This window comes from Lysobacter rhizosphaerae, assembly GCF_054779795.1.
In genome coordinates this window covers 718,383-733,203 of record NZ_BAAGXO010000007.1, presented here as the reverse complement: position 1 = coordinate 733,203, position 14,821 = coordinate 718,383, and the positions used below count along the sequence as shown (strand labels likewise).

The window sequence follows — 14,821 nt, the reverse complement described above, 5'->3', positions numbered from 1 at the left end:
CGCGGGCTAGACTGTCGCCATGCCCGTAACCACTTTGCTCCTGCTTCTCCTGCTGCTGGCGGTCGCCGTCGCCGTGGTCCTGCTCGTGATCCTGATCCTGCGCAGGCCGGATGGGGCCCTGGAGTCGTATCGCGAGAAGCTGGAGCAGGCCCTGCGCGAGGAGCAGCGCGACGGTCGCGGCGAGTTGCGCCAGCAGCTCGACAGCTTCTCCAGCCAGCAGGAGCTGCGCATCGACGGCTTCGCCAGCCGCCTCAACGAGGCCGCGGGACGCACCGACCAGCGCCTGGAGGACCTGCGCGAAGCCCTGACCGAGGACGCGCGCAAGGCGCGCCAGGAAACCGCGCTGGCGCTGAAGGATTTCGCCAAGGCGCTCGATGGCCGCGTCGGCGAACTCACCCGCAACAACGAACAGCGCCTCGGCGAGATGCGCACGACGCTGGAGCAGAAGCTGCGCGAGCTGCAGGTCGACAACGCCGCCAAGCTCGAGCTGATGCGCGCGACCGTCGACGAGAAGCTGCACGCGACGCTCGAGACGCGCCTGAGCGAGAGCTTCGGCAACGTCACCACGATGCTGGCGCAGGTGCACCAGGGCCTGGGCGACATGAACAAGCTCGCCGCCGACGTCGGTGGATTGCAGCGTGTGCTCGGCAACGTGAAGTCGCGTGGCGTCTTCGGCGAAGTGCAACTGGCCGGCCTGCTCGAGCAGGTGTTCGCGCCTGATCAATACGCGGCTAACGTGGCGACGCTGCCGGGCAGCAGCGAGCGCGTCGAATTCGCGGTGAAGTTCCCCGGCTCCACCGGCGAGGCGCCGCTATGGCTGCCGATCGACGCCAAGTTTCCGCGCGAGGACTACGAGCGCCTGCTCGATGCGCAGGAGCGTGGCGACGTCGCCGCCGCGCATGCCGCCGGCGATGCGCTGGAACGGCGCGTGCGCCTGGAAGCCGCGCGCATCCGCGACAAGTATGTCGGCCCGCCGCACACCACCGAATTCGCGATCCTGTTCCTGCCGACCGAGGGCCTGTACGCGGAAACGCTGCGCCGCCCGGGGCTGGTGGAGGCGCTGCAGCGCGACCAGCGCATCGCCGTGGCCGGTCCGACCACGTTGCTGGCGCTGATGACCAGCTTCCAGATGGGGTTCCGCACGCTGGCGATCCAGGAACGTTCGAGCGAGGTATGGCGCACCCTGGGTGCGGTGAAGACCGAGTTCGCCAAGTTCGGCGCGGTGCTCGACGGGGTGAAGAAGAAGCTCGACGAGGCCAGCAGCAAGATCGACGAGACCGGCCGGCGCACCCGCGTGCTCACGCGCAAGCTGCGCGACGTGGAAGCGCTGCCGCTGGAAGACAGCCAGCGCCTGCTGGGAACGGAGCTGGAAACCGCGGACGAGGAAGGCTCGTAACCGCCGTGCATCCCGGGTACGCACCGCGCCCCGGGCATTCGTGATTCGCGGCGACGGCGTCAGCCGTTGCCCGGTACCACCACCGGCATCGCATCCACCGGCACGGTGGAGTCGTCTTCGTCTTCGCGCAGGTAGTCCGGCAGCTTGCGGCTGTCGTCGTCCTGCTGGCGGTCGCCGAAGATCTGGTAGTCGCGGCGCTGCGACCAGGCGTCGCGCACCAGGGTGTAGTCGTCCTCCGCGCCTTCGCGCAACGAGTCGGTCGACAGCAGCTGCGCGCGCATGTCGACCAGCTGCAGGCCCTGCAGCGGAATGCGGACCTCGTTGGGTCCCACCCGGCGCAGCGGGCTCAGCGGTGCGTCGCCGGCCATGCCGAACACGTCGCGCACGGTGCGCGGCCCGAACAGGGGCAGCTCGAAGTAGCGCGAACGCTTCCAGCCCCACACGCCGAGGGTCTGCCCGAAGTCCTCGCTCTTCTGCGGCAGTTGCGCGCGCGAGGCCGGATCCAGGATGCCGGCGAGGCCGAAGGTGGAATTGAGCAGGAAGCGGCCCAACGACTGGGCCGCCTGCTTCGGCTGGCCCTGCAGCAGGGCATTGACCATGTTCAGCGGCTGGCTGAGGTTGTTGAAGAAGTTGCTTACGCCCAGGCGCACCGGTCGCGGCGTCACTTTCACGTAGCCGCGCGCGAGCGGCCTGGCGATGTGGCGGTCCACCGCGTTGTTGAAGCGGTGCACTTTGCGGTTGTACTTCTCCCAGGGATCGAAGGTCCCGGGCATCTCCGCCGCGGCCGGCAGCAACGGATCGGCGTAATCCTGGTCGCCCTGGCCGTAGATGTCGTTGAAGGCCTGTTCGGCATCGGTCGGTTCCGACGGCGCGGGTTGCGCCACGGCCGGTGTCGCCTCGCTGGCCGTTCCGGCCGCCGGCGTGTCGCCTGCGGCGGCCTCGGGGGGCGTCAGGTCGGCGGGTGGCGCCGTGCTGGCATCGGTCGTTGGCGGGGGCGCCTGGTCCGGCGGCGTGGCCGGGGTCTCATTGCCCGCGCTGGCCGGCGCGGGGGGCGTGCCCGCATCGGCGGCCACGGCGTCGACCTGCCCCGCGTTGAGCGCAGCCGGTTCCGCCGTCTGCGCGAACGCAGCCGCGGGAACCAGCAGCGTGGCCAGGGCAAGGTGGAGTCCGTTCGAACGCATTGGGGGCCGCAGTCGGGGGGAGCGGGGAGCGGCGAACACGCTACCGCAAAGGGGCGGCGCGATGCTCAGGCCGCAAAGGAAAGATCGTCCTGCAGGCGATACGCGCGGCGCAGCTCGGCCAGTCCTGCCGGGCTGCCGTCGATCCGTACGCCTTCGCCGGCCATTGCCGCGAGTTCAGCCAGCAGGGCCAGGCCAGCGCTGTCGACCAGCGGCACCGCCGACAGGTCGAAGCGGCGCACGCCGGCGAGCTGTCTGGGCACCTGCGGCCACAACACCGCCACGGCGGCGCGATCGAGGGTGCCGGTGAAGGCTAGGGTGTCGTCGTGCAGGGTGCAGGTGGCCGTCATGGGGGAATTGTCGGTGCGGGGGACGTGTGCGCCGGGCGGCTTCGGGGGAAGCCGCCGGACCTTGGCTGGGTTACTTGCTGGCTTCCGCCTGCAGCTTGCCCGCCTTGAGGTCGGCGGCGACCTGCGGGATCGACTTGCGGTTGAGCGGGCCATCGAACTGCGCGCGGAAGGTCTGCACGAAGCTCACGCCTTCGACCATCACGTCGAACACCTTCCAGCCGGTACCGGTGTTGCGCATGAAGTAGTCGACCGGCACGGGCTCGCCGCCCTGGCGCAGGAACTCGCTGGACACGCGCACGCCGCGGCCGTTGGGCAGCGCGGTTTCCGACTTCACCCGCACCTTCAGCCGGGTGTTGAAGTCGAGCAGCGAGGAGCCATAGCGGCTCATCAGGCTGTCGGCGAGCGCGTCGGCGAACAGCTTCACGTCTTCATCGGAGGCCCCGCGGCCGTGCGTGCCCAGGACCAGGCGCGCGGCATAGTCGCGGTCGAACATGGCGTTGAACTCACTGGACACGAACTGGCGCAGCGCGCCGCGGTCCTTGGTGAATTCGGCGCGGCGCGATTCCAGCGTGCTGAGGATGCGCGTGCTGTTGTCGAGCACCATCTTGCTGGGCGTGCCGGACTTGGCCGGGGTCGCGGCCGCCTGGGCATTGCCCTGCGCGAACGCCGCGGGCGTGGCGGCCACGAAGGCGGTGGCCAGGGCGAGGGAAAGCAGGGTCGTCTTCATCATTTGGTGGGCGCGTCCGTGGGGGCGGAGGATTCGTTGCTCTTGTCGCTGGCTTCGGCGTCGCCGGCCGGCTTGCCGCCAGAGAACATGTATTTGCCGACCAGCTGGATCAAGTCGACCGCGGGCTGGGTCAGGAAGATCTCGTCGCCGGGCTTGAGCGGCTCGGGATCGCCGCCGGGCGACAGGCCGATGTAGCTCTCGCCCAGCAGGCCATTGGTGAAGATGCCCGCGGAGGTGTCGCCGGGCAGGTCCTTGTACTTGCTATCGATGGCCAGGGTCACGACGGAGTCGTATTTAACCGGATCGACCTGAATATCGGCCACCTTGCCGACCGCGACCCCGGCAATCTTGACCGGCGCGTTCGGGCGCAGCGCGCCGATCGAGGTGAAGCGCGCCTTCAGCGGATAACTGGCGTGGCCGAAGCCCCAGTTGCGGTTGGTCGACGCCAGCGCCAGCACCAGCACCGAGGCCAGGGCCAGCAGCAGGAAGGCGCCGACGGCGAATTCGATTCTTGGACCACGCATAAATCACCTGTCCCGGCGCACGCCGGGGTTTCTAAATCATTTGAACAGCAGGGCGGACATCACGAAGTTGAACATCAGCACCAGCAGCGAGGCGTTGACCACCGCCTTGGTCGTCGCCACCGAGGTGCCTTCGATGGTCGGTTCGGCGTGGAAGCCGACGTACGCGGCGACCAGCGCCGCGGTGGCGCCGAACACGCCCGACTTCACGAAGGCCATCAGGAAGTCTTCATGGAAGTCGACGCTGTCCTTGAGCACCTGCCAGAAGAAACCCTGGTCGATGCCGATCACGTGCACGGCCTCGAAATAACCGGCGCTGATCGCGAGGCTGCAGAAGAAGCCGGTGAGCAGCGGCATCGAGATCAGCGCGGCCCAGAAGCGCGGCGCCACCGCTTTGCCGATCGGATCGATCGCCATCAGGCTGAGCGCGGTGATCTGGTCGGTCGCGCGCATCAGGCCCAGTTCCGCCGCAATCGAGGAACCGGCCCGGCCGATGAACAGCAATGCGGTGAGCACGGGCCCGAGTTCGCGGTACATACCCAGGCCGAGCATTGCGCTGACCTGGTTGGCGGCGCCGTAGGTATCGAGCGCTCGGTAGCCCAGCAGGGTGACCGACAGGCCGACGAAGGCGCCGCCGACGGTAACGATCGGCAGCGTGCGCGCGCCGATCTTGTAGATCTCGCGCACCAGTTCGCGGAAGAAGTCGGCGGTCGGCGCGCTCGCGCGCAGCACCGACATGGTGAACAGCCCGGCGCGGCCGATCGCGCTGGTGGCGGCAACGAACGGCATCAGGCCGGCTCCGTCTGCGAATTGAAGGCGCGGCTCTCGAACGGAATGGGACCGTCGGGCTCGCCGTTGAGGAACTGGCGGATCAGCGGATCGGTGCTGGCCTGCAGCGCGTCGGGTGCCCCCGAGAACACGATGCCGCCATTGGCGATCACCACGGCGTGGTCGGCGATCGGCAACGTCTCGTGCACGTGGTGGGTAACCACGATGCTGGTGAGGCCGAGCGTATCGTTGAGGCGGCGCACCAGGCTCATCACCACGCCACTGGCGATGGGATCGAGGCCGGTCAGCGGCTCGTCGTAGATCATCAGCGGCGGATCCAGCGCCAGCGCGCGGGCCAGGGCGACGCGCCGAGCCATGCCGCCGGAGAGTTCGCGCGGATAGGCATCGGCGGCGGCGCGCAGGCCGACCGCGTGCAGCTTCATCAGCACCAGGCGGCGGATCAGTGCCGACGGCAACTTCGTATGCGTGCGCAAGGGCAGCGCCACGTTTTCCGCGACGGTGAGATCGGTGAGCAGGCCGTTGCCCTGCAGCAGGACACCCAGGCCCTTGCGCATTTCCAGCAGCGCGCGCTGCGAGCGCGGCACCGGCTGGCCCAGCACCTCCACCGTGCCGGCCGCTGCCGGCAATTCGCCGGTCAGCGCTGCCAGCAGGGTCGACTTGCCGCAGCCCGACGGCCCCAGCACCGCGACGATGCTGCCGCGCGGCACGCTGAGGTTGATGTCGCGCAGCACGGTCCGGCCGCCGCGGTCGAGGCGGAGGTGTTCAATGCGGACGATGGGCGACGGCTCGGGCATGCGAAGGCAACAGGCAAGGTGCGCGCGGGCAAAAACGCGCGGGTAAAAAACGCGCGCAAGGATGGCGGTGTGCGGCTGAACGGGAGATGGCGGCGGCCATTGTCGCAGAGACCGCCTTGTTTGCCGCCCCGGATCCCGTCTCGCCCGTTGCGACCCGCATCCGGCAAGATGCACGCCGATGCCCGCCACGTCCGACTTCCGCCTCTATCACTCCAATGCCCTGGAGATCCTGGCGGGACTGCTGGCGGACGAGTTGCGCCGACCCGCACCCGGCCAGCCGCTATTGGCGCCGGACACCGTGCTGGTGCCACAGGTGGCGATGCGGCGCTGGCTGCAGGCGACGCTGGCGAAGCAGCACGGCATAGCCGCCAACCTGGAGTTCCTGACTCCGGGCGAATTCGTCCGCCGCGCTCTCGATGCCAATGAGGACGGCAGCGACCAGGACCTCGACGCTACCGCGCTGCACTGGCGTCTGTACGCAGCACTGACGGATCCCTCCGTCCTGCGCGAACCGGCCCTGCTCCCGCTGCGCGGCTACCTCGCGGGTGACGATCCGCTCAGGCCGTGGACGCTTGCGGGCGAACTCGCCGGCATCTTCGAGAAATACCAGGCCTGGCGACGCGACTGGCTGCTGGCATGGGAAGCGGGCGCCGCACCGGCCGAACCGCAAGCGGCGCTGTGGCGGCGCATCGCGCGCGGCCGACGCCATCGCGCGCGCCGCATCGACGATTTCCTCGCCCGCTTTGGCGGCGACGCCGGCACTGGTCCGTTGCCCGCCGGGCTGCCACCGCGCCTGTTTGCCTTCGCCACCTTGAACGTCTCCCCCGACGTGCTGCGGGTGATCGCCACGCAGGCGCGGGTCGGCACGCTGCACTTCTACCTGCCCACGCCCTCGCGCAAGTACTGGGGCGACCTGCACACGCTGGCCGAGCGCCTGCGCACCGGCGAAGACGCGTTCGATGTGGACGAGAACCCGTTGCTGCAGGCCTGGGGCGCCGCTGGCCGCGATTTCATGGCGGTGCTGGGTGGCTACGAAGTCGTGCACCCGTCCGGCGAGATCGCCGCATACGACGATCCGGAAGCCAGCGAGCACGCAACCGGGGACGAAACCCTGCTGCAGAGGCTGCGCCGCGACCTCCTGCACCGGCGCGGCCCCCCGGCGACGCCCTGGCGGGCAACTCCCGATCCCGGCGATAACAGCCTGCAGGTCCACGCCTGCCACACCCGCCTGCGCGAAGTGCAGGTGCTGCACGACCAACTGCGCGGCCTGCTGGAGGATCCACGCTTCGATCCGCCGCTGCAGCCGCGAGACATCGCCGTGCTCGCGCCTGACATCGATCCATATGTGCCGCACATCGCTGCGGTGTTCGGTGGCGGCGCGCGCCACGAAGCGATTCCCTACGCGCTCGCCGACACCAGCCCGATGGCCGCCGAGCCACTCGCGGCGGTGTTCCTGCAATTGCTGGCGTTGCCGGTGTCGCGCTTCGGCCTGAGCGAAGTACTCGACCTGCTCGCCACGCCGGCCCTTTGCGAGGCCGCGCAACTGGATGCGGCCGCGCTAGACCGCCTGCACGGCTGGCTGCGCGAAGCTGGCGCGCGCTGGGGCCTGGATGCCGCGCACCGTGGCCGCCACGACGCGCCGCGCGACGACGCCTGCACTTGGGCATTCGCGCTCGATCGCCTGTTGCTCGGCCACGCCAGCGACGACACGACGCCGATCCTGGGCGTCGCGCCGTACACCGACATGGAAGGCAGCGCGCTGGATGCCCTGGATTCCCTGATCCGCGTGCTGCGCGTGCTGGCCCGGCACGAACGCGTGTTCGCGACCGCGATGCCGCCTGCGCAGTGGCGCGAACGCCTGCTCGACCTGCTCGCCGCGCTGTTGCCCGAACACCTGCGCGCGTCCGGCGACCAGCGTGCGCGCGAACGCCTGCACGGCCTGCTCGACGACTTCGCCCGCGCCGCGGAGACGGCCGGTTTCGACGCAGCCGTGCCCCCCGAAGTGGTGCGCGCGCATTTCCACGGCGCGCTCACCCAGGCCGACACGCGCGCGCCGCTGCTCACCGGCGGCGTCAGCTTCGGCCGCATGGTGCCACTGCGGTTGCTGCCGTTCCGGGTGATCGCGCTGCTGGGCATGAACGACGGCGACTACCCGCGCCGCGATCCCGCCGGTGGCCTCAACAAGCTGGCGGCCGAACTGGGCGGGCCGACGCGCCGTCACGGCGACCGCTCGTTGCGCGAGGACGACCGCTTCCTGTTCCTGCAGCTGTTCGCCGCCGCCAACGACGTGCTCTACCTGAGCTATCTCGGCGCCGATCCGCGCGACGGCAGCGAGCGAGAGCCTTCGGTGCTGGTGTCCGAACTGCTCGACACCGCCGCGCGTTACCACGCGCCGACGCAGAAGCGCAGCGCCCTGGTCGTGCAGCATCCGCTGCAGCCGTTCGCCCCGGCCGCGTTCGGCGCCGCCCTGCAAGGCCAGGAGCCGCGTCGCTTCAGCTACCGCGCGGAGTGGCATCCGGCCGCGCAGAGCCAGGGCGGCATGCGCGAGCCGCTCGGCGCGTGGTTGCCCGCATCCCTGCCCGTGCCGGCACCCCGCGACGACGCGATGCCGGAACTGAGCGTGATCGAACTGCGTCGCTTCCTCGCCGATCCGCCCGCCGCCCTGCTGCGCCAGCGCCTGAACCTGCGCCTGCCCGAGGAAGCTGAAGCCGAGGACGACGTCGAACCGCTGGCCCTGCCCGCGAGCGGCCTGCAGCGTTGGCAGTTGCAGCACGCAGTGTTCGATGCCTGCGTGGCCGGCGCCACCGATGACCTTGCCCAGCGCCTCCGCGCGCGGGCGATGCTGCCGTCCGGGCCAATGGGCGCGCGCCAGCTGGACCGCTTGCGTGCGCAGGTGCAGCCCTACGCCGATGCATTTCGCGCCTGGCGCCAGGGCGAGCCGCGCACGCTGAACATCGATTTCGAACTGGACGGCATGCGTCTGTACGGCCGCATAGACAATCTGCATGCGGCCGGCTTGGCGCGGTTGCGTTTCGATGAACTGCACGGCCCGGCGCAGATCTCGCATGGGCTGGACTGGCTGGTGCTTTGTGCCGCGGGCCACGCACAACCGTTGTGGCAGTTCGCGCCGATCGACAAGGACCTGGGCCCGCACCCGCGCGATCCGGTGCCGCAGGCGCAGGCGCAGGCCGCGCTGCGTGAGCTGCTGCGGTTGCGCGAGCGCGGCCTGCGCGAAGCGCTGCCGTTCCTGCCGCGCGCCGGCTGGGTCTGGTACCAGGCCGAACAATCGCAACGCGCCGGCGCGGTGATCCGCAGCAACGCGAAGGGAGCGTGGGAGCGCGCGCGCGAGGCGTGGACCGGCGGCAACAACGGTTGGAGCGAGAGCGCCACGGCAAGCGCGCGGCTGGTGTTGCGCGGCCACGATCCGTTTGCGGACGCCGCCGTGGGCGAGCAGTTCCGCGCGATTGCGACGCAGGTGTTCGATGCGGTCGTGCATGCGCGTAGCGGAGGCGCGGCATGAACGCAGCTTCGACGACGGCCGTGCTCCAGCGCGACCCCTATCTCGATCTCGACCTGCACGGGTTGCAGCTGATCGAGGCCAGCGCCGGCACCGGCAAGACCTTCACCCTGGCCACGCTGGTCACGCGCCTGGTGATCGAGCGCGAACTGCGCGTCGGCCAGATCCTGGCGGTGACCTTCACCGAAGCGGCGACCCAGGAACTGCGCGAACGCCTGCGCCAGCGCCTCACCCTGGCCGCGCAACTTGCCAGTGGCGTGGACGTCGGCAACGACGACGCGCAGGTCGCGCTCACCCGCGAACTGATCGCGCGCCGGCTCGCGCACGAAAGCGCGACCGCGCTGCAGGCGCGTCTGCAACGCGCCGCGCACGAGATCGACCTCGCCGCGGTGTTCACCATCCATGGCTTCTGCAGCCGCGTGCTTGGCGAGCATGCGCTGGAAGCCGGGCAACCCTTCCTCGCCGCCGAACTGGTGGGCAGCGACCGCGAACTGCGCGACGAGGTCGCCGCCGACCTGTGGCGCGCCTTCGGTGCGGAGGCCGGCGATGCCGAGTTGCTCGCACGCGAATGGCCGGGCCCCACCGAACTGGCCAACGACCTGGGCGCCCTGCTCGCGGCGAATGCGGTGCTCCCGCCGCCGCCGCCGACGGCGCCAGATCCGCTGCCGGAATTGCAGCAGGCCGGCGCGTTGCTGCGCGCCGCGTTCGCGCGCCATGGCGAGCAACTGCGCAGCGACCTGGACGCCGCGATCCTCGCCGGCGTCCTCAACGCCAACAGCTACAAGCCCGACCTCACCGCAGCGGTGTGGCCGGCGCTGCAGCGCTGGTGCGCCGGCACGCACGACAGCGGCCCGATCCACTCGCATCTCGATCGCCTGACCCCACAGACGCTGGCGTTGCGCACCAAGAAGGGCCGCGAGCGCGAGACCCCCGCATCGCCGCTGTGCGAGTCGGTGGCGGCGTATCTCGCGGACCATCAGGTGCGCGAGGACTGGCTGCAAGGCCACGCCATCGGCCTCGTCCACCGCCTGCGCGAACAGGCCCTCGCGCGTCTCGCCCGGCTCAAGCGCGTGCGCCGCGTGCAGACCTTCGACGACCTCATCGAAGGCGTCGCCAGCGCGCTCGAAGGCGCGCAAGGCGATGCGCTGGTGCAGCGGCTGCGCCAGCAGTACGCGGTGGCGCTGGTTGACGAGTTCCAGGACACCGATCCGCGCCAGTGGGCGATCTTCCGACGCGTGTTCGCCGGCGGCGAGGCGGGCCCCGAGGCCGCAAACCTGTTCCTGATCGGCGACCCCAAGCAAGCGATCTACCGTTTCCGCGGCGGCGACGTGCACACCTACCTCGCCGCCGCGAGCGATGCGCACCGCGCGCCGGAGTTGCGCCAGAACTTCCGCTCGCGCCCGGCGGTGCTGCGCGCGATCCAGGCGCTGTACGACCGCGCTGGCGACACGGCCTTCGTCGACCGCAGCATCCGCTTCTTCCCCGTCGAGCCCGGCGGCACCGCGCACGATGCCGACTTCCTGCGCAGCGATGCGATCGCGCCAGCGCTGACCCTGCGCGAGCTGCCCGCGCCGGACGGCGGCGGCGCCTGGAAGGCCGACGATTCGCGTCGCCGTGCCGCCGAAGCCTGCGTCGCGGCGATCCACGGACTGCTCTCCGATTCCCGCCGCGACGCCGCGACGATCAAGGGTCTCGCCGTGGGCCCGGGCGATCTCGCCGTGCTCGTGCGCGAGCACCGCGAAGCGACGCTGATGCAGGAGCTCCTCGCGCGCGCCGGCATCCCTGCGGTGGCGGCCGGCCGGTTGAGCCTGTTCCACAGCGAGCAGGCGCTGGAAGTCCTTGCCCTGCTCGAAGCGCTGCTGCATCCCGGCGACGACGCGCGCCTGCGCGGCGCCCTGGCCGGCGTGTGGCTGGGCGTGGACGCAGCGACGCTCGCGCAGATGGATGAGGACGACCACCTGCGCGCCAACTGGCAACTGCGCGCGCTGGATTGGCGCGAACGCTGGGAGCGCCACGGCCCGCTCGCGCTGATCACCGATCGTTGCGCCGAACAGGCGCCGCGCCTGCTTCGGCTGCTCGACGGCGAGCGCCGCCTCACCAACCTGATGCAGCTGGCCGAAGTGCTGCAGGAAGCGACTGCAACCGCGCTGGGCGTGCACGGCTTGGCGGACTGGCTGCGCCGGCGTATCGCCGAAGCCGACGATCGCGATGAAACCCAGCAGTTGCGCCTGGAGTCTGACGCGCAGCGCGTGCAGGTGATGACGCTGCACAAGAGCAAGGGCCTGGAATTCCCGCTGGTGTTCCTGCCATTCGCCGGCGTGGGTCGCGACCGCAAGTCGCCGCAGCGCTGGTGCGAAGTGCTGTCCGCGCAGGGACGCACCCTGCAGCTCGATACCGGGCGCGCCGTCGATGCGGATGCGTGGACGGCTGCCGTCGCCGCGCGACAGCGCGAGGAAGACGCCGAGGACGCACGCCTGTTGTATGTCGGCATGACCCGCGCGCAACACGCGTTGTGGCTCGCCTGCGGCCCGCTGTTCGCTTACGACAGGACGCCACTGGCGCGCCTGCTCGGCGAAACCGCGACACTGCCCGCTGCCGCGGGCGACGCCATCGTGCTCGACCGCGACGCCACGATGGCCACCGCCTTGCCATATCTGGCGGCGGAGGCCGCCAGCGACGTACCCGCGGCCCGCGTTGCCCATCGCGCGTTGCCGCGCGACTGGTGGGTGTACAGCTTCACCCAGCTCGCGCGCGAGGACAGCAGCCACGCCGCCGCCGCAACAGGCGCCGAGGTCGGCGCGGCCGACGAACCCGAGCCCCTCGCCTCTGCCGATTACGATCGCCGCTTCAGCGGCAGCCGTTTCGGCAACGTCCTGCACGCAGCGCTCGAGGGCGTGGACTTCGCCGCTTGGCGCGATGCCGATGGCGTGATCCCCATCGGCCAGCAAGCGCCCCTGCGCGAAGCGCTCTCCGGCGGCGGTTACACCGAAGCCGACAGCGAGGACGGCTTGCCGGTACTGGCGAGGCTGGTCGCTGACACGCTCAACGTCGTGCTGCCCGAAGGCGTTCGCCTGTGCGACGTGCCTGCCGCGCAGCGCCGCGCGGAAATGGAATTCCACTTCTCGCTGCAAGCCGTCGACGTGCATGCCCTGATCGGCATGTTGCACCGGCATGACGTGTTGCGCGACCGCCATGCCTTCGGCCTGCGCCAGCGCCTCGATGGCCTGATGACCGGCAAGATCGACCTTGTCTACACCGTAGCCGACGGTCCGCACGCGGGCCGCACCTGCCTGCTCGACTACAAGTCCAACCGCCTGCCCGCCTATGACGCAGCGACGTTGGACGCGGCGATGAACGACAGCGAGTACACCCTGCAGGCGCTGATCTACACGCTGGCCTTGCATCGCTGGCTGCGGTTCCGCCTGGGCGCGGACTACGACTACGACCGCCACTTCGGCGGCGTGCGCTATCTCTACTGCCGCGGCCTCGATCCACTCGACCCCGCCGCACCGGGCGTGCACGCGCACGTGCCGCCGCGCGCGCTGGTCGAGTCACTCGACGCGCTGTTCGCGGGAACAGCGGCATGAGTCTGCTCGACACTCTTTATCGCCACGGCGTGCTGCGCACCGTCGACCATGCGCTGGCGCAGAGCCTGCGCCGGCTCGATCCCGCCACGCCCGACCCCGTGCTTGCTGCCGCCGCGCTCGCGTCGCAGGCGATCGCGCTGGGCCACGCGGGCATCGATCTCGCGCGGCCACCGGAAATGCCGGATGTCGAACTCGCCTGGCCGGAGCCGGCCGCGTGGCGCGCGGCGCTGCAGGACTCGCGCTGGGTGGCCGCGCCCGCCCCCAATGTCGCCGCCGCCGCGGATGCGCCGCTGGTGCTGGAAGGCGACCTGCTGTACCTGCGCCGCTACCGCGAATACGAACGCCGCCTCGCCCTGCACTTGCAGCGCCTCGCCGCGCATGCGGCACCGAGCGGCGATGACGCCGCGCTCGAGCTGCTGTTCGCGGCCCTGTTCCCGCAGCGCGACGACGCCCAGGCACGGGCCGCGTGGCTGGCCTTGCGGCGCTCGTTGCTAGTCATCACCGGCGGTCCCGGTACCGGCAAGACCACTACGATCGCCCGCTTGCTGGTGCTGCTGCTGGCGCAGGCACGCGTGGCGGGCCGACGCATGCCGCGCATCGCCCTGGCCGCACCTACCGGACGCGCGGCCGAGCGCATGGCGCAGAGCCTGCGCAAGGCGCTGGCGCAGATGCAGGCGATACCCGGTGTCGATCCCGCGCTGTGCGCTGCGTTACCGCAGCAAGCGCGCACGCTGCACCGCCTGCTCGGCACGCTGCCTGGCAAGCCACGGTTCCGCCACGATGCCGACCACCCGCTGCCGTTCGACGTGGTGGTGGTCGACGAGGCATCGATGGTCGACCTGCCGCTGATGTGCAAGCTGGTCGAAGCGGTGCCTGACGGAGCCCGCCTGCTGCTGCTGGGAGATCCGGATCAGCTGCCGTCCGTGGAAGCCGGCGACGTGCTGGCGGCGATCGTCGCCGCGGCAGTGGAGGAAGCCGGGGCCGTCGCGGTGCGAGCGGCAGGTTCCTCCGAGCCGATGCCCCCGGCGCGCCGCACGCATGCCGCCGATCCTTCGCAGGCCGACCTGTTCGCGCCGGTTTCGATGGCCTCCCCGAGTGCGCCGATGGCCGTGCCGTCAGCCGGCCTGGCGCGCGTGCACCTCGACCGCGGCTATCGCCAGTCCGACGCGCTCGACCTCGCCCCACTCGCCGACGCCGCGCGCACCGGCGACGGCGACGCGCTGCTCGAACGCCTGCGCAGCGGGACGTTGGCCGGCGTGCATTTCCACGATGGCCTTGTCGATCCGTTGGCCGCCGACGTGCGTGCGGCCCAGCTGGCGCCGTGGCGCAAGTTGGCCGAGGTCGATGATCCGCAGGCCGCACTGGCGCTGGCCGACACCGCACGCGTGCTTACCGCGCTCCGCGACGGGCCGCAAGGCTCGGTGCAACTCAACGCGCGGATCGAGGAAGCCCTGGCCGGCGCGCAACGCGAACGCTATTTCCATGGCCGCCTGCTGCTGGTGAGCGAGAACAGCTACCGCCACGGCCTGTTCAACGGCGACATCGGCGTGTGCCTGCGCGATGCCGCCGGCACCATGGTGGCTTGGTTTGCCGGCGGCAGCGAGGGCGTGCGCGCCTTCCATCCCGCGGCACTGCCGCAACACGGCGGTGCCTTCGCGATGACCGTGCACAAGGCGCAGGGCTCGGAGTACGACACGGTGTGGCTGCAATTGCCCAGGCAGGACGCGCGCACGCTTTCGCGCGAACTGGTTTACACCGCGCTGACGCGCGCGCGGCGTGCGGTGCACCTGTGCGCCAGCGAAGCGGTGCTGCGTGCCGCGCTCACGCGGCATGCACAACGTGTGTCAGGACTTGCTTGGCGACTGAAGCATTAAGGCAAGTTTGAATGCCGTGCACCGCATTCAGCGCTTCTTGACTCTACCTGCACTGTCGACTGACTAGCTTCGTGCGTCCCGGCACCAC

General features: G+C 70.5%; 10 protein-coding genes. 4 read left to right on the top strand and 6 right to left on the bottom strand.

Annotated elements, in window-relative coordinates; translation table 11 throughout:
- Positions 1-19 precede the first annotated feature (19 nt).
- The gene (locus ACYVGE_RS12305; protein ID WP_460730275.1) at positions 20-1,396 is read left to right on the top strand and encodes a DNA recombination protein RmuC; all 1,377 of its coding nucleotides are present in this window, start codon (positions 20-22) and stop codon (positions 1,394-1,396) included.
- 59 nt (positions 1,397-1,455) lie between these two features.
- Here the strand turns inward: ACYVGE_RS12305 and ACYVGE_RS12300 are convergent, their stop codons facing one another.
- From ACYVGE_RS12300 to ACYVGE_RS12275, 6 genes are all read right to left on the bottom strand, one after another.
- On the bottom strand, positions 1,456-2,577 hold the full coding sequence (locus ACYVGE_RS12300; protein WP_460730273.1) for an MlaA family lipoprotein: 1,122 nt from the start codon (positions 2,575-2,577) through the stop codon (positions 1,456-1,458).
- Positions 2,578-2,642: 65 nt separating this feature from the next.
- The gene (locus ACYVGE_RS12295; RefSeq protein ID WP_460730271.1) at positions 2,643-2,924 is read right to left on the bottom strand and encodes an STAS domain-containing protein; all 282 of its coding nucleotides are present in this window, start codon (positions 2,922-2,924) and stop codon (positions 2,643-2,645) included.
- A gap of 70 nt (positions 2,925-2,994) precedes the next feature.
- A complete protein-coding gene (locus ACYVGE_RS12290) occupies positions 2,995-3,651 on the bottom strand; it encodes an MlaC/ttg2D family ABC transporter substrate-binding protein (RefSeq protein ID WP_460730269.1) in 657 nt (218 codons plus the stop codon).
- Positions 3,651-4,175 carry an outer membrane lipid asymmetry maintenance protein MlaD gene (gene mlaD / locus ACYVGE_RS12285; RefSeq protein ID WP_460730267.1) on the bottom strand — a complete coding sequence of 175 codons (525 nt, stop codon included), beginning with the start codon at positions 4,173-4,175 and terminating at the stop codon, positions 3,651-3,653. Before mlaD ends, ACYVGE_RS12290 begins: the two co-directional genes overlap by 1 nt.
- A 36-nt stretch (positions 4,176-4,211) precedes the next feature.
- Positions 4,212-4,961, bottom strand: coding sequence for an MlaE family lipid ABC transporter permease subunit (locus ACYVGE_RS12280; protein ID WP_460730265.1), 750 nt, complete (start codon positions 4,959-4,961; stop codon positions 4,212-4,214).
- A complete protein-coding gene (locus ACYVGE_RS12275) occupies positions 4,961-5,755 on the bottom strand; it encodes an ABC transporter ATP-binding protein (RefSeq protein ID WP_460730263.1) in 795 nt (264 codons plus the stop codon). Before ACYVGE_RS12275 ends, ACYVGE_RS12280 begins: the two co-directional genes overlap by 1 nt.
- Positions 5,756-5,933: 178 nt before the next feature.
- Between ACYVGE_RS12275 and recC the strand changes: the two genes are divergently transcribed.
- Genes recC through recD form a run of 3 tightly spaced genes read left to right on the top strand, consistent with a single transcriptional unit; the run spans position 5,934 to position 14,733 of the window.
- Positions 5,934-9,275, top strand: a complete 3,342-nt coding sequence (gene recC, locus ACYVGE_RS12270; RefSeq protein WP_460730261.1) for an exodeoxyribonuclease V subunit gamma — start codon at positions 5,934-5,936, stop codon at positions 9,273-9,275.
- Positions 9,272-12,859, top strand: coding sequence for an exodeoxyribonuclease V subunit beta (recB, locus tag ACYVGE_RS12265; protein ID WP_460730259.1), 3,588 nt, complete (start codon positions 9,272-9,274; stop codon positions 12,857-12,859). Before recC ends, recB begins: the two co-directional genes overlap by 4 nt.
- Positions 12,856-14,733: an exodeoxyribonuclease V subunit alpha gene (gene recD, locus ACYVGE_RS12260; protein WP_460730257.1), complete on the top strand. Its 1,878-nt coding sequence runs from the start codon at positions 12,856-12,858 to the stop codon at positions 14,731-14,733. The genes recB and recD overlap by 4 nt, the downstream gene beginning before the upstream one ends.
- The last annotated feature ends 88 nt before the right edge of the window (positions 14,734-14,821 follow it).